Source organism: Shewanella vaxholmensis (assembly GCF_031932135.1).
GTDB lineage: Bacteria > Pseudomonadota > Gammaproteobacteria > Enterobacterales > Shewanellaceae > Shewanella > Shewanella hafniensis.
Genome location: NZ_JAUOEV010000018.1, coordinates 82154 through 108943 on the forward strand (window position 1 = coordinate 82154; position 26790 = coordinate 108943).

20 protein-coding genes are annotated in these 26790 nt (G+C 47.4%); 9 read left to right on the forward strand and 11 right to left on the reverse strand.

What is annotated here, in order from left to right; translation table 11 throughout:
- Nucleotides 1-115 precede the first annotated feature (115 nt).
- The 3 genes from deoA (at nucleotide 116) to deoD (ending at nucleotide 3473) form a co-directional block, all read left to right on the forward strand.
- Complete coding sequence (deoA, locus tag Q4Q46_RS15500) at nucleotides 116-1447, forward strand: thymidine phosphorylase (protein ID WP_311906397.1); 1332 nt, start codon at nucleotides 116-118, stop codon at nucleotides 1445-1447.
- A gap of 9 nt (nucleotides 1448-1456) precedes the next feature.
- Nucleotides 1457-2671 carry a phosphopentomutase gene (locus Q4Q46_RS15505; protein ID WP_311906398.1) on the forward strand — a complete coding sequence of 405 codons (1215 nt, stop codon included), beginning with the start codon at nucleotides 1457-1459 and terminating at the stop codon, nucleotides 2669-2671.
- Nucleotides 2672-2762: 91 nt separating this feature from the next.
- Nucleotides 2763-3473 (forward strand): purine-nucleoside phosphorylase, encoded by a 711-nt coding sequence (deoD, locus tag Q4Q46_RS15510; RefSeq protein ID WP_006082701.1) that lies wholly within the window; start codon nucleotides 2763-2765, stop codon nucleotides 3471-3473.
- A 95-nt stretch (nucleotides 3474-3568) separates the two neighbouring features.
- On the opposite strand, the gene Q4Q46_RS15515 is transcribed toward deoD, so the two are convergent.
- The gene (locus Q4Q46_RS15515; RefSeq protein ID WP_371824910.1) at nucleotides 3569-4603 is read right to left on the reverse strand and encodes a YtjB family periplasmic protein; all 1035 of its coding nucleotides are present in this window, start codon (nucleotides 4601-4603) and stop codon (nucleotides 3569-3571) included.
- Nucleotides 4604-4682: 79 nt separating this feature from the next.
- Between Q4Q46_RS15515 and serB the strand changes: the two genes are divergently transcribed.
- Entirely contained in the window at nucleotides 4683-5663 is a 981-nt protein-coding gene (gene serB, locus Q4Q46_RS15520; RefSeq protein WP_311906400.1) for a phosphoserine phosphatase SerB, read from the forward strand.
- Nucleotides 5664-5791: 128 nt separating this feature from the next.
- Entirely contained in the window at nucleotides 5792-6787 is a 996-nt protein-coding gene (locus Q4Q46_RS15525) for an alpha/beta fold hydrolase (RefSeq protein ID WP_311906401.1), read from the forward strand.
- Here the strand turns inward: Q4Q46_RS15525 and Q4Q46_RS15530 are convergent.
- Nucleotides 6784-9165 (reverse strand): PilZ domain-containing protein, encoded by a 2382-nt coding sequence (locus Q4Q46_RS15530; RefSeq protein WP_311906402.1) that lies wholly within the window; start codon nucleotides 9163-9165, stop codon nucleotides 6784-6786. The two genes, Q4Q46_RS15525 and Q4Q46_RS15530, sit on opposite strands and share 4 nt — an antisense overlap.
- Nucleotides 9166-9265: 100 nt before the next feature.
- Here Q4Q46_RS15530 and radA point away from each other — a divergent pair, with 100 nt between their 5' ends.
- Nucleotides 9266-10630, forward strand: a complete 1365-nt coding sequence (gene radA / locus Q4Q46_RS15535) for a DNA repair protein RadA (RefSeq protein ID WP_311891587.1) — start codon at nucleotides 9266-9268, stop codon at nucleotides 10628-10630.
- A gap of 81 nt (nucleotides 10631-10711) precedes the next feature.
- On the opposite strand, the gene Q4Q46_RS15540 is transcribed toward radA, so the two are convergent.
- Nucleotides 10712-11083: a PilZ domain-containing protein gene (locus Q4Q46_RS15540; protein ID WP_006082695.1), complete on the reverse strand. Its 372-nt coding sequence runs from the start codon at nucleotides 11081-11083 to the stop codon at nucleotides 10712-10714.
- A 199-nt stretch (nucleotides 11084-11282) separates the two neighbouring features.
- Here Q4Q46_RS15540 and torR point away from each other — a divergent pair, with 199 nt between their 5' ends.
- The gene (torR, locus tag Q4Q46_RS15545; RefSeq protein ID WP_311899845.1) at nucleotides 11283-11993 is read left to right on the forward strand and encodes a two-component system response regulator TorR; all 711 of its coding nucleotides are present in this window, start codon (nucleotides 11283-11285) and stop codon (nucleotides 11991-11993) included.
- Here torR and torT read toward each other — a convergent pair.
- Nucleotides 11990-13066: a TMAO reductase system periplasmic protein TorT gene (torT, locus tag Q4Q46_RS15550; RefSeq protein WP_311906412.1), complete on the reverse strand. Its 1077-nt coding sequence runs from the start codon at nucleotides 13064-13066 to the stop codon at nucleotides 11990-11992. The genes torR and torT overlap by 4 nt on opposite strands.
- 61 nt (nucleotides 13067-13127) lie before the next feature.
- Between torT and torS the strand changes: the two genes are divergently transcribed.
- Nucleotides 13128-16235, forward strand: a complete 3108-nt coding sequence (torS, locus tag Q4Q46_RS15555; RefSeq protein ID WP_311906403.1) for a TMAO reductase system sensor histidine kinase/response regulator TorS — start codon at nucleotides 13128-13130, stop codon at nucleotides 16233-16235.
- A 77-nt stretch (nucleotides 16236-16312) separates the two neighbouring features.
- On the opposite strand, the gene torD is transcribed toward torS, so the two are convergent.
- The 4 genes from torD to torE form a co-directional block, all read right to left on the reverse strand.
- The gene (torD, locus tag Q4Q46_RS15560) at nucleotides 16313-16942 is read right to left on the reverse strand and encodes a molecular chaperone TorD (protein WP_311906404.1); all 630 of its coding nucleotides are present in this window, start codon (nucleotides 16940-16942) and stop codon (nucleotides 16313-16315) included.
- Between the two features lie 90 nt (nucleotides 16943-17032).
- On the reverse strand, nucleotides 17033-19522 hold the full coding sequence (gene torA, locus Q4Q46_RS15565) for a trimethylamine-N-oxide reductase TorA (protein WP_311906405.1): 2490 nt from the start codon (nucleotides 19520-19522) through the stop codon (nucleotides 17033-17035).
- Between the two features lie 15 nt (nucleotides 19523-19537).
- Complete coding sequence (torC, locus tag Q4Q46_RS15570) at nucleotides 19538-20716, reverse strand: pentaheme c-type cytochrome TorC (RefSeq protein ID WP_006086919.1); 1179 nt, start codon at nucleotides 20714-20716, stop codon at nucleotides 19538-19540.
- A gap of 43 nt (nucleotides 20717-20759) precedes the next feature.
- Entirely contained in the window at nucleotides 20760-20936 is a 177-nt protein-coding gene (gene torE, locus Q4Q46_RS15575) for a trimethylamine N-oxide reductase system protein TorE (RefSeq protein WP_012089866.1), read from the reverse strand.
- A 524-nt stretch (nucleotides 20937-21460) separates the two neighbouring features.
- Between torE and Q4Q46_RS15580 the strand changes: the two genes are divergently transcribed.
- Entirely contained in the window at nucleotides 21461-22813 is a 1353-nt protein-coding gene (locus Q4Q46_RS15580) for an NCS2 family permease (RefSeq protein WP_311906406.1), read from the forward strand.
- Nucleotides 22814-22892: 79 nt separating this feature from the next.
- On the opposite strand, the gene Q4Q46_RS15585 is transcribed toward Q4Q46_RS15580, so the two are convergent.
- The 3 genes from Q4Q46_RS15585 to Q4Q46_RS15595 form a co-directional block, all read right to left on the reverse strand.
- Nucleotides 22893-23324, reverse strand: coding sequence for a CBS domain-containing protein (locus tag Q4Q46_RS15585; protein WP_006082686.1), 432 nt, complete (start codon nucleotides 23322-23324; stop codon nucleotides 22893-22895).
- Nucleotides 23325-23439: 115 nt separating this feature from the next.
- On the reverse strand, nucleotides 23440-25215 hold the full coding sequence (gene olsF, locus Q4Q46_RS15590) for a bifunctional ornithine lipid synthase OlsF (protein ID WP_503676836.1): 1776 nt from the start codon (nucleotides 25213-25215) through the stop codon (nucleotides 23440-23442).
- A gap of 130 nt (nucleotides 25216-25345) precedes the next feature.
- Entirely contained in the window at nucleotides 25346-26470 is a 1125-nt protein-coding gene (locus Q4Q46_RS15595; protein ID WP_371833783.1) for a UDP-2,3-diacylglucosamine diphosphatase, read from the reverse strand.
- Between the last annotated feature and the right edge of the window lie 320 nt (nucleotides 26471-26790).

The following is a 26790-nucleotide window of genomic DNA, read 5'->3' on the forward strand; positions in this document are numbered from 1 at the left end:
GGTAAACTCAAAACTTCGATAGTATGAACTTGTAATATTGCTACAGTTTTGATGTTTCATTGCAAAGATAAGCACTAGCGACAGAGTTGTTAGTGCCTATCTCGGAGGCAGTATCATGTTTCTAGCTCAAGAGATTATTCGTAAAAAACGTAATGGTTTAGCGCTAAGTTCCGAAGAAATACAGTTCTTTGTTCAAGGTATCACTACCAACTCCGTATCTGAAGGTCAGATCGCCGCATTAGGCATGGCGGTGTATTTTAATGACATGAATATGGATGAAAGAATCGCTTTAACGACAGCGATGCGTGATTCTGGCACTGTACTTAATTGGCAATCATTGGGACTCAACGGTCCAGTTATCGACAAACACAGTACAGGTGGTGTGGGCGATGTGATTAGCCTCATGCTCGGCCCTATGGCTGCGGCTTGTGGCGGTTATGTGCCTATGATTTCAGGGCGCGGCCTAGGTCATACGGGCGGTACACTCGATAAGTTTGATGCCATTCCGGGTTACCAAACTGAGCCATCAAGTGAATTGTTCCGTAAAGTGGTTAAAGACGTCGGTGTGGCGATTATTGGCCAAACGGGCGATCTCGTTCCTGCCGATAAACGCTTCTATTCTATCCGCGATAATACCGCCACCGTTGAATCTATTTCCCTCATCACAGCATCGATTCTGTCTAAGAAATTAGCCTGTAATTTAGATGCGCTGGCGATGGACGTGAAAGTTGGTAGCGGCGCCTTTATGCCAACCTATGAGGCATCGGAAGAATTAGCTCGCAGTATCGCCGCCGTTGCAAATGGCGCGGGTACTAAAACGACGGCTTTGCTTACCGATATGAATCAAGTGCTTGCATCTTGTGCCGGTAACGCGGTTGAAGTGAAAGAAGCCATCGACTTTTTAACGGGGGCTTACCGTAATCCGCGTTTATATGAAGTCACTATGGGTCTTTGCGCTGAGATGCTGCTTCTTGGCGGTCTTGCAAGCAATGAGGCCGACGCTCGCGCTAAACTGAATCGTGTACTCGATAATGGCCGCGCCGCAGAGCTCTTTGGCAAGATGGTGTCGGGTCTTGGTGGTCCGGTCGATTTTGTTGAAAACTACAGTAAATACTTACCGCAGTCACAAATTGTTCGTCCAGTTTTTGCCGATATGCAAGGTTATGCCTATAGCATGGATACCCGTGAATTAGGTTTAGCGGTTGTGACCTTAGGTGGCGGCCGCCGTAAGCCCGGTGATGCACTAGACTATAGTGTTGGCTTAACCCAAGTGTGTGCCCTAGGCGATAAAGTGGATTCATCTACGCCGATTGCCGTTATCCATGCACAGTCTGAAGCCGCCTTCGCTGAAGCGGAACTTGCGGTGAAAAAAGCGATTCACATTGGTGAAACCGCTCCAGAAAAAACACCTGAGATCTATGCCTATATTCGTGCAGCGGATCTTTAAGGAAGAATTATGAAACGTACCATTATTATGATGTTGGACTCCTTTGGAGTCGGTGCTTCTGCAGATGCAGCAAGCTTTGGTGATGTCGGTTCCGATACTTTTGGTCATATTGCTAAAGCATGCGCCGAAGGCAAAGCCGATATTGGCCGTGAAGGTCCGCTGAAATTACCTAACTTAGCGCGCTTAGGTTTGGGTCACGCTGCGATGGAAAGCACGGGCGCCTTTGCCCCAGGTTTTAGCGATAATGTTGAGCTGATTGGTGCTTATGGTCATGCGCAAGAGTTAAGTTCGGGTAAAGATACGCCGAGCGGTCACTGGGAGATGGCGGGCGTACCCGTACTATTCGAGTGGGGTTATTTCAGCGAACACCAAAATTCTTTCCCTAAAGAACTGACGGATAAGATTTTAGCCCGTGCGGGTCTGGACGGTTTCTTAGGTAATTGTCATGCTTCTGGCACAACTATTTTAGAAGAGTTAGGCGAAGAGCACATGCGTTCTGGCATGCCTATTTTCTATACCTCAGCCGATTCTGTGTTCCAAATCGCCTGCCACGAAGAAACCTTCGGTTTAGACAATCTCTATCGTCTTTGCGAAATAACCCGTGAGGAGTTAGAGCCTTACAACATAGGTCGCGTCATTGCCCGTCCATTTGATGGTACTGGCCCAAGTGACTTTGCCCGTACCGGCAATCGTAAGGATTATTCACTAGAGCCACCGGCAAAAACCGTATTAGACAAGCTGAAAGAAGCAGGCGGTGAAGTCGTGAGTGTGGGCAAGATTGCAGATATTTATGCTTACTGCGGTATCACTAAAAAAGTGAAGGCAAACGGTTTAGAAGCGCTTTTCGATGCGACCTTAGCCGAAGTGAAATCTGCGGGCGATAACACTATAGTGTTTACTAACTTCGTGGATTTCGACTCGCACTACGGTCATCGCCGTGATGTGGCAGGTTATGCCAAAGGGTTAGAATATTTCGATGCCCGTTTACCTGAAATGCTCGCATTATTGGGTGAAGATGATCTGCTGATTTTAACCGCGGATCACGGTTGCGACCCAACATGGCAAGGCACAGATCATACCCGTGAATATGTGCCAGTATTAGCCTTTGGCGCTGGATTGAAAGCCGGTTCTCTGGGGCGCCGTAATAGCTTTGCCGATATCGGCCAATCTATTGCAAGCCACTTTAAGCTGGAACCTATGGCTTATGGCGAATCGTTCCTTTAGGCAAATTAGCATTTATTTCGATTTGGCGGCTGACATTTGCCGTCAGTAAACAAAGACTTAAGTCTTAATAAAATAAACAGGGGTTATTTCGATGGCAACACCACACATTAATGCAGTAGAGGGCGCATTCGCTGAGACAATGCTGTTTCCAGGCGATCCATTACGTGCAAAATATATTGCTGAAACATTCTTAGAAAATGTTGAGCAAGTGACTGATGTTCGAAACATGCTAGGTTTTACTGGTACTTACAAAGGTAAGCGTATTTCAGTTATGGGTTCTGGCATGGGTATTCCTTCATGCTCTATCTATGCAACTGAATTAATTCGTGATTACGGCGTTAAAAACCTAATCCGTGTGGGTACTTGTGGTGCGATCAGCACTGACGTAAAAGTACGTGACGTGATCATTGGTATGGGTGCATGTACTGACTCAGCGGTTAACCGTTTACGTTTCAAAGGCCAAGATTTCGCCGCTATCGCTAACTATGAGCTGATGAATGCGGTTATCGAGTCTGCGAAAGTTCGTGGTACTAAAATTCGCGTAGGTAACATTTTCTCTGCGGACCTGTTCTACACTCCTGATCCACAAATGTTTGACGTGATGGAGAAGATGGGCGTATTAGGCGTAGAAATGGAAGCGGCTGGTTTGTACGGCGTTGCCCATGAGTTTGGTGCACGTGCCCTGTGCGTTGTGACTGTATCTGACCACATCCGCACCGGTGAAAAGACGTCTGCAGAAGAACGTCAAACCACATTCAATGACATGATCATCATGACATTAGAAGCAGCGATTACACTGTAACTGTTATTCTGTAAGAGTGTGCTACTGAAAAAAGGGTTCGCAATGCGAACCTTTTTTTATGTCAATTTTTAGCGGCTTTTCTATAGAAATTACGATTAACCTGTGGAATCTGTGTCGAGGTCGCTTGGTTCACTAGGGGTTTTTGGTGTTGAGGGTTCGGCTACCACGGCTGTTGCTTTCGTCGCGTGTTTTACCTGACGGACACTTTTAACCTTAGGTTTAACCTTTACAGGTGCCGCTTGTTCCGCATCGTTTGTCGCGTTTTTAACTGCTGTATTATCCTGTAACTCCAATGATTTTTCTGACGTTTTTTCGGTCTTAGTTTGCACGCTGGTCTTAGTGTGCTTATCGACACTGGTCTCTGTTACTGCTTTTGGCGCCTTAGTGGATTTAGCCGCTTTCTCTTGTGGATGATCTGTGGTCGACACAGCTTGATCTTCGGTTAGTTCTTGCGCCAAACCATCATTAACACTTTCTGATGGCTCTTCTGCTGATGAGCGTTTCTTAGGTTTTTTCGGCGCTTGACGCAGCTTAACCCTAAAGCGGCGGCGGTCAAAATCGGCGCGTTTGAAAGACAAAGAGCGCGAAAGCAACATACCAATCAAGCCTGCAACCAGCAGCATGATTTGTTGTTGTTCCATGTTTAAGTTGTGGGCTTCTTTGATTTCGTTGAAAAACAGCTTGGTATCGAGCCTGACTTCGACATAACCTAGATTTTTCCCTTCTTGGATCACGGGCTCTACATAGGGAGGATATTTGCTTAGTAGCAAATTCATTTCTTCCGAGTCAGGATCGACAACATCCTTAGTGATGCTTTGGGCGAAGGATAACCGCATGCCTTGGTCGCTGAAGATAGCCGCAGACATCACCTTAGGATCTTCGACTAAAGCGCTGGCGAGCCAATGCAACTGCTCATCATTTTGCAGTTGTAGTGCGGGCGCGGCACCATAAGCGGTTTGCTGCACCAGTAATCTGGCCATCTTTTGAGTTTGGGACTTTAGAAGCAGCTGACCTTGTAGTAGGCTTGTCTGCCACAATTGCACTAAGCCTAATATCAAGGCGAAGGCGGCGGCAATTTGGATCAGTCTACTGATTTTATGGCTTTTCTTTAGCCCTTTAAGATATAACACTTTGACCCTTAAAATGTAGAGCGCTTGCCTAATCATAATTGATTCTGAGTGAGCCCGATAGTTGGAGAATTTAAGTCCGATGGAAAGCTTGAACCAAGATGCGCTTTTTTTGTGGTTAGTCTCTGACCATTCCCCAAGGTTTGAACACCAAGGGCAAGTGTTTGAACGTTATCAAGAGTCAGCATATCCCGCTGGTGTCTCACGTGTGCGAATTATTTATCAAGATGCCGTGGTAGAGGGCGCAATATCGGCCTGGATTGCGGCATTGCCTTCGTCTGATGTTATCGGTATTTCACATATCGAACGCCAAGTCGGCTTACATTGTATCGAGTTGGCACTGGTAAATTTACCTTCTCAGGCGCAGTTAGCAGCATTCCCGCAGTCTTTGGCTGAACTGCATGTCATCAATTTTGATTTACCTCGTTTGAACCATCCCGGCTTATTAGTGATGGACATGGACTCCACTGCGATTCAGATTGAATGTATTGATGAATTAGCGGCCATGGCGGGTGTTGGTGAGCGCGTGGCGGCGATTACTGAACGTGCTATGCAAGGCGAGCTAGATTTTGAACAGAGTCTACGTCAGCGCGTGGCACAGCTTAAGGGTGCTGATGCCAGTATTATCACGACCTTGTGCGACAACTTACCTTTAATGCCTGGGCTTGAGTCCATGCTGTTAGAACTTAAATCCCATGGCTGGCGTTTAGTGGTGGCATCTGGTGGCTTTACGCCTTTTGTGGGTCATTTAAAACAGCTTCTAAGCTTAGATGCGGCCTTTGCTAATGAGTTAGTCATCACTGATGACAAACTCGCGGGTGAAGTGACGGGTAAAGTCGTGGATGCGCAGTTTAAGGCGGATGTGGTTGAGCGTTGCAGTGAGCAGTGGGGCATTCCCAAAGGTCAAAGCGTCGCTATCGGCGATGGCGCCAATGATATCCCTATGGTGATGGCGGCGTATTTTGGTATTGCTTTCCATGCCAAACCTAAGCTGGCAGCCGCGGCGGATGCCAATATTCGCCACCTCGACCTGCGCGTTTTACCTTATCTGTTGCAAATCTAGGTTATTCATTTATTTGAAATATGAGTCGAGATGAAAGCCTAAGTCAGGGCTGAGTTAGAGTAATGACTCTTGTCTTTTATTGATGAGCTGGTAGTTTAGGGAGATTGATAAACTACCAGTGACTCATTTTGACTCAGCTCGCTCAAGGCTCAACATCACCCATTTCACAGTCTTCAATCTTTCTGCCGTACCGCGATGGCCAACTGCATCTACGTCAGTTATTACCGTCGGTGCCTGATTTTTCTAAGACGCCTATTCTCATGCTCCATGGTGCCATGTCTAACGGTCGGGTGTTCTATAGCCAAAGTGGCCGTGGCCTAGGTTGTTTTTTGGCTAAGGCGGGATTTGTGGTGTATGTGTTGGATACCGCTGGCAGAGGGCTCAGTTTGCCGAAAATCGATCGGGATTTTACCTTAGGGCAAGGTGAAGTGATCCGCGAGCAATTACCTTTAGTGCAGCAGGCGATTCTCGAGTTACATCAAAAAGCCTGTCAAGAACAGGCGGCTAAGCTTGATTGCAAAATCGTGGCGCCTTCGCAGGTGCATTGGTGCGCCCATTCATGGGGCGGGGTGTTAATGGCGAGCAGTCTGGCCCGTTATCCTGAGTTACAACAAAGTGTTCGTTCATTGCTGACCTTCGGTAGCAAGCGGACGATTCGGGTTAAATCCTTCAAAAAGTGGTTAATGGTTGATGTTTTTTGGAATCGTTTAGCGCCAGGTTTAGCTATGGGCCAAGGTTACCTTGCTGCCGACAAGTTGCGCATCGGTATGGACAATGAAAGCCGCGCCTCATTAGTTCAAAGTATCGATTGGGTGCGAGGAGATTGGCTCGATCACGACGATGGATTTGATTATGCGAAAGCGGCAACATTCGCTAATTGGCCACCAGCTTGGTTTATCTCAGGGCAGAGCGATGCTGTGCTTGGGCATCCAGAAGATGTGGCTGATATGGTCGCAGAGTGCGGCTTTAAACGGGTGAAATCAACGCTTCTTTCTAAAGATAATGGTTTTAAACATGATTATGGTCATGCCGATATGCTGACGCATATAGATGCTAGCAGTGATCATTTTCCTAAGATTAGGGATTGGTATTTAAGTTTTGATCTGGCGGTATTAAACAATTAAGACTGTTTTTTATGGATTGCAGGGTATCTTAGTTCAACCTCTTGGGTGATATCCAAGAGTTCACCGACGCCAATCACTCGCCATAGTTGTTCTTCTAACTGTTTGGCTTTATGGTTTGCATGAATATTAATGTATTCCAACTCGCGGCGCAGATAACTCATGTCTGGCTTCTCTGTCGCGCCACGGTAAATGCGTAGGGCAATAAAACGGCCAGTAATGTTACTTTGATTGATAAAGGCTAACTGCGCTTGAGCGTTACCGATTTCTGTCGTTCGCATACACTTCAGATGAATTTTTCCGCGAGATTGTCGAGTTACTTGGACAAACACTTCAATGAAATCCATGTCTTGCTGTGGTTTCATCTGACGGATAGGTTCGAGAATATCCCGTTTAAAGAATCCGTCTTTTAGTAGCGGTGCTAAGTTATATTGCAGGGTATCTGAGGTTCCCGCAGCAAAAATATCGCTGACCTCATCTTGCCGCGTACCTACGCCTAAACACGCGACTTGAGCTGCTTTTGTTGTTTTTTCAACAAAATAGGGCACAGAATGCAAATCACGTAATAATAAATTTTTTAAACCATCGGCTAGTTCATTAGCCTCACTATTGTTTTCGGTTAGTTGTTCTAACTTTTCCTTATTATGAGCGATGAGTTTATTTAAAAACTCCACTCCCACATGGGGAGAATGACCCATTACTGCGGTTAAATGCAGCGTCACGCCATTCTTACGGACTCTTACTAAGCGATAGGGGAGGTTATCTAGCTGTGTCTTGCCCGCGATGGTTTGTAGTTTAGGAAAACTAAGCATTAATGGTTTATTTGATGAAAAGTCTGCAGAGCTATCTAAAGTGACTTGCATGCCGCGGCTAGAAATATCTAAGGAGATACCTGTAGCTTTGATATTTCCCTGTGTGATGTGCACTAAGGTTTTAAAGGCGAAACGAGCCTCTTGGCGTCGCTCGCTAAACTGCATGGAAACTAACTTAATTTGATTATTACTTAATCGCTGTTGACCAAATGTTTTAAGAGCATTGGCATTACTGTCGTCCTGCCATGCTTGGTAGTTTTCTCTAGCATCTTCATTGCTGATATCGATGAGCTGAAGTATGTGACTAAATAGTGATAATTGTTGTTCGACCAGTGGGCTGAACTTAGCCTCATCACCAGGCAGAGTCTCACGGCGATAGCCCTTATCATGATAGATTTTATCTTGGGTGACTTTAAAAACTCGCCAGCTGGGTTTGGTCGACGCAAAGCCTAAGAATAAAGACATCATGCCCTTAGCTTTAAGCTCGGCTAAGGTGGCAGAGTAAAAATATAAGCAGCCTTGGGCGTTATAGGTAAAACTAAAAAATAGCCCATGGTCGGGATTTTCAGGATGATTAAGTAGCGCCGATAAACGGCTTGTCGTTAGCATGGCAGGCAGCTGGCTGACATCATTTTCATCTTGAAAATAATGCACTATCTGCTGGTTGTCTCGGCTGAGTAGCATGTGGCTCAAACCTTGAGTTTGAGTATTGAAATACAAAGGTAAGTGAGGCAAATGGGGTAAATAATGGCGTTCAAATCCAAGCCCTGTTGCAGTTACTATCACATCATTCACATCTACCTTGTAACGCAATTTGTAGCCGCGGATTAAATTGCCAAGCATTTCACTTAAGGCTTCGCTGCCACCAAGGCGTTTAAGTCTTAACCAAATGTATTCGCCATTGGTTTGGCTATCGACAATCTGATAATCCACGCCGAGCTGGAGATCGGGATAGTAAAACTCTTCACTGAGTTCCAGTAATTTTATTTTAAGGGGATGGTCGAGATCGAAGGGATGGCTAGCTGCAAGGCGAATACGGGCACCACCTACGGATAAATCTGCAGTTATCCCTTGTACTTCACCACGGCCGGTTTGCGATGCCGCGATGCGGATACTGTAATTCATCCGCTCTTCTGCACGGTTGAAATAACTGCCTAATACCACGCCTGGCACCATAAAAGGTTCTTGCTCGATAGCGCCTGTTTGCAGAGTACCTTGGCGTAACTTTAATTTACGTAATTGATGAGCTTTGAGCACATGTTCATAGACGCCTAAGGTATATTGGTTGCGATACAGTGACATGGCCTCATGTAAACTGTTTTTGGCGGGTTCATCTAAAAAATGTCGCAGTTGGCCTAATATGACTTCAGTACAAGCAAGCTCTGATTTATCCCTGAGATCGATAATCCGCATGCAAGGTGACGCCAAACGACTCAATTCCATTTTCAATAGAAAACGGGTCGAATTGGTTTCATCTATAGTCAGCTGCTGGAAAATCTCTTGGAAGTTAGGTTCCATGATTAATGGCTTGAGCTGTTCGATGAGTGCACTGTGGTTATCTAAACTCATGTAGGGTTCTTTTTAATGCTTATTTTGTATTGGACTGTTAGTCTTATGTCGGCAGTATTCATCGTTACTTAAATTGATTTTATACAGATTTTAATGAGTTATGGCAAAGAATAAAACGGCGTACGTATGTAATGAGTGTGGACAAGACTTTCCCCGTTGGCAAGGGCAATGCAGTGCTTGTCAGGAATGGAATACGATTACTGAGGTCAGGCTCGGTGCGGCTTCTCCTGGGCGCAGCACTAAGTTTGTCGGTTACGCTGGTGCGAGCAGCAATGAAGTGAAGACATTAGATCAAATCGATCTTAATGCTCTGCCGCGAATATTGAGTCATTTCGGGGAGTTAGACCGAGTGCTCGGTGGCGGAATCGTGCCAGGTTCTGCCATTTTGATTGGCGGTCATCCAGGCGCGGGTAAGAGTACGCTTTTATTGCAAACCCTGTGTCATCTGGCCGAGCAAATGCCTGCACTCTATGTCACAGGTGAAGAATCCTTGCAGCAAGTGGCCATGCGCGCCCATCGCCTTGGTTTACCAACCAATAAACTGCGGATGTTGTCTGAAACCAGCGTTGAACAAATTTGCGAAGTGGCCCTCAAAGAATTACCAAAGGTCATAGTGGTTGATTCGATTCAAGTGATGCACATGAGCGATGTGGCATCGAGCCCAGGCAGTGTGTCGCAAGTACGTGAATCCGCCTCTTACTTAACGCGTTTTGCGAAGGAAAATGGTATTGCCGTGATCATGGTCGGCCATGTGACTAAAGATGGTAGTCTGGCAGGGCCTAAGGTATTGGAGCATTGTATTGACTGTTCAGTGATGTTCGAAGGCGATAGCGATAGTCGTTATCGCACCTTGCGTTCCCACAAAAACCGTTTCGGTGCGATCAACGAGTTAGGCGTATTTGCCATGACAGAGCGCGGCTTAAAAGAAGTCGCCAATCCTTCGGCAATTTTCCTTTCCCGTGGTGAAGAAGAATCTTCTGGCTCGCTTGTTATGGTGGTCTGGGAAGGCACGCGGCCGCTACTGGTGGAACTGCAAGTGTTGGTGGATAACTCGGCCATGTCTAACCCGCGGCGCGTGGCGGTGGGTATGGATGCTAACCGTTTAGCTATGCTGCTTGCCGTGATGCACCGCCACGGCGGTTTACAGATGTCGGATCAGGATGTGTTTGTGAACGTGGTGGGCGGCGTGAAAGTGACAGAAACCAGTGCCGACTTAACGTTACTCTTGGCTATGGTATCGAGTTTTCGCGGTGATATTTTGCCTAGCGATTTAGTGGCCTTTGGTGAGGTCGGGTTGTCCGGTGAAATTCGTCCTGTGCCCAATGGGCAAGAGCGATTAGTTGAAGCCGCTAAACATGGTTTTAAGCGCGCCATCGTGCCTAAGGCCAATGTGCCGAAAAAGCCTCCTGCGGGAATGGAGGTCGTGGGTGTGTCTAAGTTATCCGAAGCGCTAGAAGCGATTTAACATCAAATGCTCGCGAGTGAGATTAATGTCAGCAAGCAAAACAGCGCCATTAGGCGCTGTTTGTGTTTATGAGCGAGTGTTTTAATCTGTGATATTGTGTTTTTCGATAAACAACATAAGTTCGCGATTCAGCAAGGAAGCATCGCCTAAGTTAAGCTCCACCATACGTTTTAGGTGGCTGATACTGTCGACGTCGATAAAGTTACACTTCAAGCCTAATTGGGCATTTTTTTGATGGACCAACTCAGTTTCCATACGGATCTCGATGTCAGATTCGGGCAAGATAAAGCTGAGGGTAATAGCATCACCCGAGTGAATAAAATTTTGCGGCTCTTCGACCAAGGCACCATTTAGACTCAAATCGAGAATGGTTGTCTCCCACTGTGCGACACCTTGTTGTAGATGTGCATTCGTGGCAAATAGAATCCGCGAAAACTTGCGCCTTTCGTCCATACCCAATCCTTTTTCTTTCATAGTCTGCTAAGTGTAGTCCCATCAGTGTCCCTAAGCATATGTCATATTGATGTGACTGTAAAAGCAGAGCAATTTTTTGTTCAATAAAGCTACCGAGATCGCATATTTAACCTTTCACTCATATGCAAATATGAAAAAGTATGAATAATTCACTTAAGTAAAATAAGAGAAATTGAAAATGGCTTACAGTGTGCTGGTTGTCGACGATGAAGCGGTTATCCGTGCGCGATTAAAGGGATATTTTGAAAAGGAAGGTTATCGCGTCGTTGAGGCGGCCGATGGCGAGCAAATGTGGTACGAGTTTAATCGCCAACATATCGATTTGATCATGCTAGATATCAATTTGCCCGGTGTCGATGGTTTGAGCCTGACCCGTGAGCTGCGCAGCCGCTCTCATGTGGGCATCATTCTGGTCTCTGGGCGGGATGAATCTATCGACAAAATCGTTGGTCTCGAAATGGGCGCCGATGATTATGTGACTAAACCTTTCGAGTTGAGGGAGTTGCTGGTGAGGGTAAAAAACCTTCTGTGGCGGATTTCCCTTGTGAAGCAAGCTGAGTTGGCGGTCGTCGAAGAATTATCTCAACCGGACGATGTGTTAAGTTTTGAAGGTTATCAACTCGAACTCAACAGCCGCAAATTACGCCATGGCGATGTGTTGATCAAACTCACCAAAGCGGAATTTGAGTTACTGGTCGCATTTGCTCTGCATCCGCAGCAAGTCTTATCCCGTGAGCGTTTAATGCAGCAAACCAGTCACCGTAATCTGGATGTCAATGACAGAACCATAGATGTGATCATTCGCCGTCTTCGCAATAAACTCGACACTGAATTGTTTGTCACTGTTCATGGGGAAGGTTATTTATTTGCCGCTAAAGTGGATGATTAATGCGAGTGAGGTCGCACTTGGTACAGAGGGTAAAAGTCGGCCTCCGCTAGACTGAAATCTAATTGGGACAAAGTGTTAGAGGATGATGTTCGCTTGATGATCGCAGGGCCTATATCGCCAAATGGCTGAGCGCCTTCGAGTTGTTTCACTGTAACATCAATGGCGAGTTTTCCCTGTAATACGACTAGATCATCATTACTGTAGATGACTTTTTCCCGTTTGAGCCCACGCACAATGGCGGGGGATAAGTAACTGCTTACCAGCTTGACTCTGTTACTTAATCCCTTTTGTTTCAAAGTACTAATGGCGGCCTCAATCGCCACTGCGCTGCCGAGAATATAATCTGGCTGCTGAGCTTTAAGTAGCATCTGCAACTGGTCACGATACAAATTGCGATTATTATCGGCGTGCTGAATTGCACTAATCTTGACTTGGCTCCCTTCAAGCGCCTGACGTATACCTTGCTCAACTAAATCTGTGCCACCTACGTTTTCTGGTCCGGCCAAGAGTGCCAAATTTGCCGTTTGATGTGGATGTTGTGCTGCAGCATCGGCTTTGATGAAGTTACCCGCCAGTAGTCCCATTTGATACCAGTTGACGCCAATATGGGTTTGGACTCGGTCGCTATTAAGTTTATTGACTAGGGCTAGCACGGGTTTAGTCAGTGGCGCGGTAAATTGGGCAAGTAAATCAGGGCTGACTGAGCCCAGTAAGATGGCATCATAGTCGCCTTGCATACAGCTTTGGAGCTGAGCCAGTTGCTTATCTATATGGTAATAACTGCCAGCTTCGAAGAGATCGAGTGAGACGCCAAGGGTTTTCGCATGTTGGATCAGTCCATAATCAATGCCAATCCAGTAGGCATCTTTGAGGTGTGGCACTAGGGCGCAAATCCGCCAAGGCTGTTGAGCTTTTGTCAGCGGTAAGTAGTTTAATGTTTGGGATTGCTGGATTTTGACATTGAATGGCGTGCGCTGCTCTAATGGCCAAGTGAGGGGGTCACTTGTCGCATAGCCTGAAAACACGAGGCCAAATGTGGCGAGTGTGAACCATCGTTGCCAATATTTTCGCATCATCCCGTATTATCCGCTAAGCATAATCTTGGGTGGCATTGTAACAGTTTAAGGAAGATGTGTGGCTCCTTTATCTTTATCGCGAACCAGTTTAACCGGTCGATTAATGCTCGCCTTCAGTGTGTTAGGCGTATTGTTGATGCTGCTTGTTAGCTTAGGCAGCTTAAGTCTGCATTGGTTAAAACAGGCCGACAGTTACTTGTACGAAGAGTCGCTCCCCGCATCCCAAGCGGCAAGGCAGCTAGTGCAAGCTTCTAATGCCTTGTCCGATGGTGTGCAGCAGTTAGGGCGGGTAGAAGATGAACGACAACGGGAGTTTATTGGTCGTAAACTGAGCCTTGAAAGTGTCAATATGTTTAATGGCATCAAAACCTTAACTATATTGGATGTTAACGAAGGCCAAAATCTGAACCAGCTGGCCGAACAAATCATCAGCCAATTAACTTCACTTGGCAAAAGTGTGGGTCGGCGTTTGACCATGGGCGATGAACTGCAGCTGAAGGCCCATGAATTGTCCATTGCAGCAGGACATGCCTCCGAATTACTTCAATCTGAGCTCGCCGTCGTGAATTCTGCCATCTTGGCGAAGTTGAGTCAGGCCTATCCTGATATGGCAGGCGCGAAGCGCAGCGGCCGATTACTCGACGATGTGATTGAGGGCGAACTTGATATTCAAGAGCAGCTCAATCGTGCCCTTAAGTTAGTTCATCAAATTGCCTTGTTAAGTCAGCTATTTGAATCCTCCGAATTGCAGTCAGAATTGCAATTAAGTGTGCCGAAGTTACTGGCGACGTTTGCAAACTCGAATCCTTCCCCGAGTTTTACCCTTCCTGAGCCTGAGATGGCGACGGCAATGGAGAGGGCGCTTGCCCATAAGACGGATTCAGCGCCTGCTTCGAGTGACATCAATATCGATTTGATGGCGCTCGATAATGTGCCTGAGATAATTCGCGACCCGGGGCGTTTGCAGGCGTTAAAAACCGAATTAGCAGTGTTGGCGCACACACCGCAAATCATTAAATTGCAGCGGGAATTAAGTCAAACACTGCAGCAGCAACAGCGTCAGCAGCAAGAGTTAGCCGAAAAACTCTATGGACTCAATACGCTGGTGGATAGAGCCCTAAATCAACAGCAACAACAAGCTGAATTAGCACGTAGTGATTATCTATACCAATTGTCCCTTGCTAGGCTTGGGCTTTGGGGCACTGGTGCCTTGATGTTTGTGGTAATTGGCTTTGTGATCTATCGAGTGATTTATCGCGGTATCGCCCTTAGGTTAAATCAGGCGACCGAGGCCATGTCCCGCCTGAGCTTAGGTGACACGGACGTGAGTTTAGAGGCCCACGGGGATGATGAACTGACTGCGATGGCCAATGCTATCGAAGCCTTCAAGCGTAAAACTGCCCATAATCTTAAATTACAGGCTGATTTACGTCAGGTGGCAGATGAGTTGACCGAGCATAAAAAGGCGTTGGAGCAAACGGTTGCTGCCCGTACGCAAGAGCTGGCCGATACCAATAATCGCCTCGATGCCGAAGCCAAGGGCCATGCTAAAGCAAGGCAAATTGCTGAAGAGGCGAGTCAGGCAAAATCCCAATTCCTTGCGACCATGAGCCACGAAATTCGCACGCCTCTCAACGGTTTACTCGGTACATTAACCTTGCTCGGTCACAGTGAACTACCGCCAGCGCAGCAGCAAATGTTAGCGCTATCGCAATATAGCGGCACTTTATTACAAACTGTGTTGAACGATATTTTGGATTTTTCGCGCCTTGAACAAGGGAAACTCAGCCACGAGCCAAGGCCAACCGATATCAATAGCTTGCTCGATGAAGTGCTGGCGATCATGGTTGCGGGTGCAAATTTAGCTGGCCTCAGCCTCAAAATGAACAAACCAAAGCTACCAAGTTGCATCAATATCGATGGGCCAAAGTTGCGCCAAGTATTGTTCAACCTAATCGGCAATGGCATTAAATTTACGCAAGAGGGCTGCGTGACGCTAACTGTTAGTCTGCAAGGCACCCAATTGTCCTTCGTCGTGCAGGATACGGGCGTTGGTATTGTGCCTGCGGCACTTGATAAACTTTTTGTGCCCTACAGTGCTTTACCTAATCAAGGTCGCAGTCGCGGCACGGGTTTAGGGCTCGCCATTTGTAAGCAATTGGTTGAGTTAATGGATGCTAGCGGCCGCGGGATTTGGGTTAAAAGTCAGCCAGGAAAAGGCAGTGAGTTTGGTTTTGAACTCGCCTTTAATGAATGCGATATGACCAATACCCAAGCGGTAACAGAGAGGGTGTTAGTGCCAGCTCGCCAAGTGATGGTGGTAGAAGACAATAAAGTGAATGCTATGGTGGCGCAGGGATTTTTAGCGCACTTAGGCCATCAATCAGTGCTTGCTGTCAGTTGCCAACAGGCGCTTGAATTTGTTGAGTCTAGCGGCGTGGTTTTCGATGCTGTGATGCTGGATATTCAGCTCAGTGATGGCACTGGAATCGATTTATTGCCGCAGTTAAAAATGTTGATTGCCAATCCTAATGTGAAATTTGCCGCCTTTACCGCCCAAATGCAGAGCGAGGATTTACAGCATTACCGCGAGGCGGGATTTGATACTGTTTTGGCTAAGCCTCTGAGTCTACAAACCCTTACAGAATGGCTTGGTGTGGCGGTTTCTCCCTTGTCTGCATCCATTTCATCATCGACCGTGAATGACCAGTTATCTGCGCCGCTTCAAGTCGCAACGGTAGCTAAGATTGGAGCGACAATCGCGGATGTCGATGATGAGCCATTATTAGACCTCAAGCAGTTAGCGCAGGATAAGGATGTACTCGGCAGCGAAGCTATGATGTCTATGTTTGACCTTTTTAGTGATTCGAGTCGTGAGCAGCTTGCTAAACTGTCTCTAGCTAATCCCAAGGAAGAGGTCGCCAAATTGCTGCACGGGCTTAAGGGCAGCAGTGCCAGTATGGGACTGATAGCGTTAGCTAAATTATGTAAGGAGTTAGAGCTGGCGCTAAAAGCCAGTTCAAATAAAGACAGTGTAGATAAAGACAGTGTAGATAAAGCCAGTGCAAATAACGCGTTGGAGCTTAGTGAATTTCAACGCCTTGAGTCTTGCCGGCAGGCATCCATTGCCGCCTTGAGCCAATGGTTAGCTGCACAAAACGACTGAACTTGCCCGCTCATCAACCCACCTGCTCATCAACCTATTGGGTAGCGTTAGCCTAAAGATAAGTCGCTCTAAAATGTTTAGCTAATGACCGCCTCAGCGGTTTCAAACTGTGCCATATCTTGCTTAACCCAAGCTAAGGTGAGTGTGGCAACGGCACTATAAAAACCGTTTTTGTCGCATTGAGTGAGTTGGTCAATAAATTTCGCTAACCAAGAGTCGATGCAGGTTTGTAAAAAACTTAATTGGACACTGTCTTCACTGTGACAACATAAGTGCGCCATATAGGCGAGCATCACGGCCAAATGGTCGGCGGGCTCAGGGAAATGACTCTGCACTTGCAGTTTGCTCTGGTGTAAAAATTCACTCATCTGTTGATGTTGCTGACCAAATAGCAGCGGTTCATCTTCACCACTTAAATACAGGCTAGCGTAGGGTGAAGCGCTGTGTTTGGTGCCAACGAGAAATAAGCCGCAGTAATCCGCCGCGAGTTCGAGTAACGTCTCATCATCTTTTATCCCATTGAGCGTGCTGCGAATTTTATCCACTGACTGAGTGAAATTAGCCTCTAGGCTAAGCTGTTCCCAGAATTGCTGCGCCGCTTCGCTGGTGAGTTCTTTAAGTCTTTGCTCGTCAACTTCGCGGGCAAAAAGTGATGATAACAGCTGATAAACCAAGGCTCTGGCGTGGTTGATATCGACTTGACTCATAGTATATTCCTCAACACGCCCTAGTTTTGGCGCTAAGATTGGATGCTGAGACGCGCCGCGTTCGGCGCATCCAGCGTTTCGGTTTTAAGGTTAGATTTCGACTTCGATCGGGCCATCGAAGGAGCTGACCTTAGGTACTTTGCCTTGGTATTTTTCAAACTCGACTAAGCAAGTATAGGCTGAGCAAGCTTGGGCAAGTTTAGAGGTGCCTATGTCTAAAGTGAGGGTGTTAGGATCGCCATAACTACACAGGGCGCCGACTTCTGCTCCCCCTTCAACGCTGCCATCTTTGCCCACAGGCCCATACCACGCGCCTTCGTGAATTCGCACAATCCCTTTAGGGAAGTTGTCCGATACCACAGCACCTGCCAACAGTTGGCCACGGTCGTTAAAGACTCGCACTATATCGCCATCTTTGATGCCACGTGCTTTTGCGTCGACAGGGCTGATATACACAGGCTCACGGCCATTGACTGCGTAAGTCTCGCGGTATTCTCGCGACTCACACATTTGCGAGTGTAAACGTTTGTCTGGATGGCATGACTGCAACCAAATCGGATGCTTGTCAGAGCCAGGACCACCATGACTACGCTCGGTTTTTTCCATCCACGTAGGGTGACCTTTACAGTCATCGTAACCGAATTGATCAATCTTACGGCTAAAGATTTCAATTAAACCTGAAGGCGTGCCTAGTGGATTGATTTCAGGATCGTTTCTAAAGTCTGCATGGCGCGTCCAGACTTCACCGTCACCAAAATGCACATAACCTTGTTTCCAGAAAGTCGCAAAGTCAGGCATCTCAAACTTGCCCGCGTTGGCGGCTTTACATTCGATATAGAGGGTTTCTAACCACTCCATTTCGCCCATGTTACGGGTGTATTCTTTCTCTTTGCCGAGTACGGCGGCAAAGCGAGTGAAAATTTCAAAATCCGACAAGCTATCAAACAGTGGCTCAACCATCTTTTGCATGGCTAAAATACCGCGGTTAGCATAAGCGCCGTAAACGTCGATATCGTTGCGCTCATAGGTAGTACAAGCGGGCAGTACGATATCCGAGAAGCGGCAAGTTGCCGTCCAGTTCACATCAACAGTGACCACACACTCAAGCTTATGGAAGGCTTGCTTCATACGGTTTCTGTCTTGGTGATGGTTCCAAGGATTATTACCCGAGAAAATCATCATCTTGATATCGGGATAAACCACTTTCGAGCCGTTAGCATCAATGGTTTTGCCGGGTTCCAGAATCGCATCAATCCAGCGGGCAACCGGAATTGTGCTGCTCGCGCCCTTGAAGTCTGAGCTATCAAATAGTGGCTTTTGATTTTCGTCCAAGTTACGGGGGAAAGCACCTGGCGCCGCGGCACCCGATGAAGGCACGCCGATACTCGAGTAGTGGTGACCATAACTGATGCCACCACCGGGTAGACCGATTTGGCCGATCATGGTCGCCAGTACCGCCGCCATCCAATAGGGTTGTTCGCCGTGTTGCTGGCGCTGGATGCACCAACCCATCATGAACTGAGTGCGACCCTTCACTAAGGTTTTGGCTAAATCGCGGATAACATGGGCTTCAACACCACAGATAGGCGCGGCCCACTCTGGGGTTTTGGCGACGCCATCTTTAGTGCCCATCACATAGGGCACAAACTCTTCAAAGCCTAGGCTGTAGCCTTGGATAAATTTATCGTCGTAAAGTTTTTGGCTAATCATCTCGTGGGCGATGGCCAGCATTAAGGTCACATCTGTCTGTGGGTTAACGTAGAGTTGCTCACAGCCCAAATAGGCTTGGGTCTTAGTCACCACAGGGTCGATACTGATAACGCGGATCTTGCCTTGCTTCACTTTCTCTTTTAACTGCGCAAGATAGGCAAAAGATTCATGGGTTTCCGCATTCCAACCCACTTGCAGGTTCTTGTACGGATCGTTCGACCAGAGCACGATAGTGTCGCTGTGTTCTAAGATCAGCGGCCATGAAGTGCCTTGGGCATACACTTCGGTTGAACCTAACACATAGGGTAGAATCGTTTGGCCTGCACCTGTGGAGTAGTCGCCGATTTTCTTCACATAGTTGCCGTGCATCCCCACCGCGCGTTGCATATGACTCGTGCTGGAATGCAGTTGACCCGTGGCGCGCCAACCGGTTTGACCCGCATGCAGACCTGATGGACCGTATTGGGTTTGGACTTCATCTAATGAATGCTTAAACAGTGTTAATGCCTTGTCCCACGTTACACGAACAAAGCGGAAATCACCCCGTTGATGGGTATTACTCTTATGACCTTTGAGTAAAAAATCTAAGCGCACCATAGGGTAACGTACACGCGATGGATTGTAGACCATGCCGCGGATGCCGTTAATCATATCCGTTGGATACTTATCTAAGTCGAAAGGTTTCACTTCGGCAATGACACCGTTTTTGCGCTTCATTTTAAAGGCGCCGAAGTGTGAACCTGTGGTTAGCCATTCGTCTTCATTGATGCCCGCTTTGGCTAAGGCATTTAAGGGCGCTAACACTGAGCTGCCACCTAAGACAAGGAAAGAGGATGAGGCGATACCCTTTAAAAAGTCTCTTCTGTTCATGGTATTACTCCCGAATTAGTGCTCTTTTTTCACAAAAGTTGACGAATGTTCCTGCAGATATTTCTGCACTAGCGCTTGGGTGTCTTGGTCCATATTCACGAAGGCCAACATGCCTTGGAACATTCCCGGCCAAGTATTGGCGTCAAAGTGCGCCTCATCGGGTTGGGTATGGCAAACACTGCAGCTGGAGCGGAAGGTATCGCGGGCATAACCCCAAAGTGGTTGCAGCTCGGTCAGCAGATAATCCTTATCGGTCCAGATTTGCGCTTCGATACGCTGCCATTTAAGGCCAGTCATTGGGTCTTCTTTCTCTTCAAAGGTTTGGATAACACCTTCGGTTTCGGCTGCGTCTTTGGTTAACTGTGCCGACAGAATGTTCACGCCAAAGTCCATGTAGATCACGCGGCCAGCACCAATCTTTTTACGCCAGCCATCGATGCCGATCTTGATGCGTTTGCCTTGGGTTTCGAGCACTTTGACTTTCGTTGCTACGTTGAGCGTGCCTGCTTCCACATCACCTTTATCAGTGAAGAATAAGGGTTTAGTCAGGGCGCTATAGTAAGTTTGATTCGTTTCAACTGAGCTAACACCCGATCCGACTTCTGCAATCAGTTCTGGTGCGCGGGCAGTGCCCATTTCCGGTAAGTGGTGGGCAATACCTTTATGGCAATCGATACAGCTTTGGTCGATTTCTGCGGCGCGTTTCATCTGTTTTTGTGCCAGCGGTGACATGGCTTCCCATTTCATCGAGTTGTAGTTGTGGCAGTTTTTGCAGGCTAAGGAGTTGTCGCGGTCGAAACGTTTCCATTCACGGCTCGCCATTTCTAAGCGTTTGGCTTCGAATTTTTCAGGGGTGTTGACTGTGTTAAATAACCAGCCCCAGACGTCGTGCGAGGCTTCCATCTTACGGGCGATTTTACGGCTCCAGTTATGGGGCACGTGGCAATCGGGGCAGGTGGCGCGAACGCCAGAGTGATTCGACCAATGCACAGTTTCCTGCAGCTCTTGGTAGGGTTTGCTTTCCATACTGTGGCAACTAATACAAAAAGCTTCGGTATTGGTGGCTTCGAGTGCAGTATTAAATCCGCCCCAGAAGATGATACCCATGATAAAAGCGCTGATGCTGACGGCGCCTAAGGTCAGTGCTTTGGTGGGTTTGTTCAGTGTGCGCCAGAGGTTGGTTAACCACTTCATAATCGCGTCCTCAAAAAGTAACTATATGGTAAATAGGTATAAATTAGTGGCCGACAACGCCGCCGAAGGCTTGGATCATCCAAATGATGAAGCCGTAAATACTGATCCCTGCGATAGTGAGCGCGGGGAAGAGTAAAAAGATGATGAACCCGAGTGCTTTTAACTCATTTTTGCGCGTGGATTTATCCGATGTGGGTGTTTGTTGGTGTGGCTTTGTCATTGGGCTCGACTCCGAACGAAAGCGATTTTTGATATGAGCACTATAAAGGGGAGATGTGAATGGACTTGCTCGCTGTGATGAATGGGGTTTGACAATATATGAAAGATTATGAAAACTTTATTGTGGGCGTAAGTTAAGCCCTGCTCTGGCACAATTCGGCGGTGATTAATGTGAGTTCAATAGGCCGTGATGTCATCGCTTAGGATGTTTTTTGAACAACTGATTTCGGCTTTTGTCGCTAATTTTTTATCGAAGTGTAGGGGATGTCTTAGCTATCTTTGGGAGATTCCAGTATCATCCGCGGCCAACAACGGCTGCGTCTACATGATTAATGGCTTGTTAATCATCGCGAAGCATCACTGCTTGCAGATCATGGATTTTTCCCACAGTAGGAAAATGATGTGGATCTCTCACCCAAGTCTGATGGATTTGGGGCTCTAATCTGCCGCAGCCAGCGTCGCCAATTGCGTTTTAGGTAATTGGTACCGACCCCATTTTAAGAGATCACAAGGTATAACAACATTATGTCTGAGCAATTGAGTTCAACAGCCGTACCCTCTGGTTCGTTTCTGGACCGTTATTTTTCTATTCAACAACGTGGCAGCACAGTTCGCCAAGAAGTGATTGCGGGATTAACGACTTTCCTCGCTATGGTCTACTCAGTGATTGTGGTGCCTAACATGTTAGGCCAAGCGGGATTTGATCCCGGCGCCGTGTTTATCGCCACCTGTTTAATTGCATCATTTGGTTCTTTGCTCATGGGTTTATGGGCAAACTTACCTATGGCGATTGGCTGCGCGATTTCGCTCACAGCCTTTACGGCCTTTAGCTTAGTGCTAGGTCAGGGCATGTCGATTCCGGTCACCTTAGGCGCGATTTTCCTAATGGGCGTGACGTTCACACTTGTGAGCGTGACAGGTGTTCGTCAGTGGGTACTGGCTAATTTACCTAAGGGCATAGCCCACGGTACAGGCATAGGTATCGGCTTGTTTTTACTTTTGATTGCGACTAACAGTGTGCAGTTGATTGTGGCCAATAGCGCAGGCTTACCGGTGAAGTTGGGCGATATTAACAGCTTGCCTGTTATTGCGACCGTTATAGGTTTAGCGGCAACTATCGGTTTAGAGCGCCGCGGTGTACCTGGCGGTATTCTGTTGGTGATTATCGCGTTATCTGTATTTGGTTTAATATTCGATCCGAGCGTGAAATACCAAGGCTTATTCGCCTTCCCCGATTTCACCTCTGAGCATTCGCTCATAGGCCAACTTGATATTATGGGCGCCTTTAATCCTGTGGTCTTGCCTATCGTATTAGCGTTAGTGATGACGGCGATTTTCGATGCGACTGGCACTATCCGTGCTGTGGCTGGGCAAGCGAATTTACTCGATAAAGACGACAATATTGTCGGCGGCGGCAAAGCCTTAACCTCAGATTCCGTCAGCAGTATGGTGGCGGGTTTAGTGGGCGGCGCACCAGCGGCAGTGTATATCGAGTCGGCGGCGGGTACTGCGGCGGGCGGTAAGACAGGTTTAACTGCGACTATCGTGGGCGTACTGTTTTTATTGATGATGTTTTTAGCGCCATTAAGCTACTTAGTGCCTGCCTATGCGACAGCGCCTGCTTTAATGTATGTGGGTTTGTTGATGCTGAGTAACGTAGCAAAACTTGATTTTGACGATAAAGTCGATGCCATGGCAGGCTTAACCTGCGCTGTGTTTATCATCTTAAGTTGTAATATCGTCACAGGTATTATGCTGGGCTTTGTGACTCTGGTTGTCGGCCGTATCTGTAGTGGTGAATGGCGCAAACTGAAAGTAGGCGTGCTCGCCATTACCTTAGGTTTAGTGGTGTTCTATATGGGTGGTTGGGCGATTTAAGCGACATTAATTTGTTAAGAATTCGTTAAGCTCAATCATTCGAGCATCATTGTAAACAGAAGCGAGTGCAGTCTTAGGATTAGCACTCGCTTTGATTTTGTGCCCGGTATTCACAATAGGCCCGCAGTAAGTCTTTCCAAGTGACAATTCCAACCAATTTACCGTCTTCTAACACCGGCAAGCAGCCTATGTCGTTGTCTAACAAGATGCGGGTTGCCGTGTCTAAATTGATGTGGGGTGCAACGGTAACCGGATTACGGGTCATCACTTGATGCACACGTTTTTGCAGGGTTTCTAAATCTCTTGCGGTTTCTGCACTACTGCCCAAGTTAGGGCTAATGGCACGCAGCAGATCCCGCTCCGATAACACGCCTTCAAGTTGATACTCATCGACGACCAACAAGTGATGAAAGCTCGCTTGGTCGAAGATTTCCTTCGCCACAGTTAATCGGTCGTCCATTTCAACCGTGACGACTCGGGTACTCATAATATCGGCGATAATGATCGGCATGATGATCCCCTGTTAAGCTTGCGCATCCTCGGATGCGCTCTGTTAATGCGCTGCATTACAGTTACTTATAACAGAGTGGTGCATGTTTAGCCAACACCCATTACAAAGTTTTAACTCAAAGATCTTGGACCTCTGGCTCATCATCCGCTGCGATTGGCATCCGCTCCGATTCGGGCAAGTGCGCGCCTATGTAGCGTTGATACTTTTTGCCTTTCAGTTTGTGGGTGTCCACCAGCACTAAGCCATCGATACAATCGCCAAAGTCGGCGTCGATACCAAAGGCGAGAAACTTAACCCCATCAGCCTTACACAGCTCACCATATTGCTTGTAGAGCGTCGGCACGGCGGCGCCCATACTCGCGAGTACTTGTTTGAGTTGCTTGAAGTTGCTCTGATAATCCTCGGAGAAATACAAATCATCTAACTTGGCTTTTTGGGATTTGGATAAACCAAAGGGCGACATGGAAACCGCCATCTGCTGCGCAGGCGCAAATTCCCGCGAGTAAAAGTGTACGAGCATTTCTCTGGCGCTGCCGGGCAATTGATTGCTGATAGACACTGGGCCAAATAGGTAACGGTATTCAGGGTGTTTGGCGAGATAAGCGCCTATGCCAAACCAGAGATAATCTAAGCTGCGTTTGCCCCAATATTTAGGCTGCACAAAACTACGGCCAAGTTCTAAGCCTTGCTTCACGAAGGGCATAAAGCTGTCGGCGTATTGAAACAGCGATTGGCTGTAGAGGGCGTTATCACCGTATTTTTCTAAGACTTTGTCGCCACTGGCAAAACGGTAGGCGCCGACAATTTCAAACTGCTCCTTATCCCACAGGACTAAGTGCTGGTAGTAGGAATCGTACTTGTCGATATCGCGGCGTTTGCCCGACCCCTCACCCACGGCGCGAAAGGCGATTTCCCTCAGGCGACCAATTTCCCGCATGATGGGATTGCTGTCGTGGTGCTGGTACAGGTAAATCAACTTGTTATCTTGCGTTTCCCCTAGCAGTTCGCATTGCTGTAGCGCCGCTTGCAGTTCACGGCGCGATTCAGGGTGGGCGATAGCACTTTGGGTGATAAACAGCGGATCTTTATCTTTGCCGATACGATACAAGTGATTTTTAAGCAGTTTTATCTTGGTCTTGAGTGGAAAGTCCATCGTGCGCACGGCTTCATTGGGAATAAGCTCGCCAATGCGGATCGGCATATTACGTTTGGCCTGTTTGAACATTTCCTTCACCAGCAGCAGTGTGGCGAGTGGCTTGTAAATCATAGATGCGCCGTAGAAGGTCGCAGAGTTTTTGGCATCTAAAAATATCGGCAGTAAGGGCGCATTACAGGAAATCGCCATTTTTAAAAAGCCAGAGTGCCACTGAGTATCTCGCACGCCGTTAGGGCGAAGGCGCGAGACTTCCCCCGACGGGAAAATCAGCACAGCGCCTTCGTTACGCAGGTGCTGGTGGATTTTTTCTAAATGCTGTTTCGGTGTGCCGCCCGTCATATTGCGCACTGGCAGTAAGATTGAGTGCAGCGGTTCCAGCGCCATCAAGAGTTCATTGGCGACCACTTTGATATCAGGGCGAATTTCACTGATCAGTTTGATCAGCGCTAAGCCATCGAGCGAACCTATGGGATGGTTGGCGAAGATCACCACTCGGCCTTCACAGGGAATGTTTTCTACCTCGTTGGCGGGTACGGTAAAGCTAAAGTCGAAACTCGCCAGCACTTGCTCGACAAAGTCCACACCCTGTAAATAGGCATATTGATTAGCGATATCATTGCATTGTTTTTCATTGAGCAGGTAACGCAGCATGGCCTTGGCGGGTTTAGCGAGCCAAGGTTTGTCATTGATCGACGGCAGATTTTGTTCAACCATATTATCAACGGTAAAAATCATGCTCTTCGCCTTAAGCGCAGGTGGCTGCACGGCATGGTTATTATGGTTAAGGTTGTTGTTTAGCGTCTGGTCATTGTGTTCCATAGTGTTATCTGATTGAAGAGTCATATTATTTAGTTGATTCATAGTATTAGGCGACATCCCTTGGGCGAGTTTCGCTGGTATTTGTGTTTGGCATTGGCTGCGCTGCCGTTTTTTGTTGTTGGTTTTTGTGCGTCTCAGGCGGCTGTTGCACTAACGCTATGCTGCTGAGAATATCGAGATTGAGTGTCTGTTCATTCCAGCGACAAAGCTGTAATTCACCGCTTAAGGTTTCTGTGATTAAGCTGCAGTTTTCAACCCAGTCACCGTCGTTGGCGTAGATGATTTTCCGCTGCTCAGGTGTACTTTGGGGCGTGCAGTATTGTGCTGCTCTGGGGTGAGTTGAGAGTTCTGGCTGATGGATATGGCCGCAGATCACGCCGTCAACATCGAAATGCTGGGCATAGTTGAGCACCGCTTGGCGATAATGTCCGATAGCGGCTTGAGCCTTACCCACTTTGGATTTGATGTAACTTGCCAGTGACCAATAGGGATAACCTAAGCGTTCCCGCAGGCTGTGGAGATTGCGATTAAGGAACAGTAATAAGTCATATAAATGATTGCCCAATATGGCGTAGAAACGGCCGACACACACATCGGCATCAAACTGATCCCCGTGGAGCATCAACAATTTATGGCCGCCAATCCCGTGGTGAATATGTTGGCGGGCTATTTTGATATTCCACAGGCTTAGCTCGGCATAGGGTTTGATCAGTTCGTCGTGGTTGCCCGGCAGATAAATCACTTGTGTGCCGTTTTGTGCCAGTTCAATGAATTTTTGTAGCACCTTATTGTGGCTATCGGGCCAATGCAGCTTACGTTTCAGCGCCCATAAATCGACTATGTCACCGACTAGATACAAGTGCTGACAACGCGCGGTTTCAAGCAAACTGAGCAGGTAGTCGGCCTTGCAATCTTTACAGCCTAAATGGATATCCGATAGCCAAAGGGCGTTAACTGTGATGCTTGGTGTATGGGGTGATGCCGTCTGGTCTGAAGTTAATGCGGATGGGGTAAAAGATGCTGAATTGAAACGATTTGAGGGTGTTGGTGCAGATGTCAGAACTGATGTAGGTGATTGCGTCGAGCGGTTAAAGATAGGAGGTGAAAGGCTGGGGTCATTTATCTGTCCCTGCGCTGTTGTTTCAAATTCCTTGAAATTAAATCCTGTCATCTCGTATTCACCCATTAGGCTGTTAACGAATATGAGCTTAGTGAGGGGCTTTGACTGAATGATGAAGTTTAGATGACATGCAGATGACAAAAGGTGGATTAACTTGGACTGAACCTGTCAAGATTCACATCAGGATGCAATTAGAACCGACAGTTAGTTTGCAGCATGAATTGTCATTGTTTCCCCTGTGACTCGCCGCCCTTGCATTTAACAACAAGCGTCCCTGAGGGGTCGACGACGGCATTCATGCCGCCAACGGTCACAGTTGCAATAATGCCAATCTTAATTAACACTTCTGCTGTTCGTTTAGCTAAAAAGCT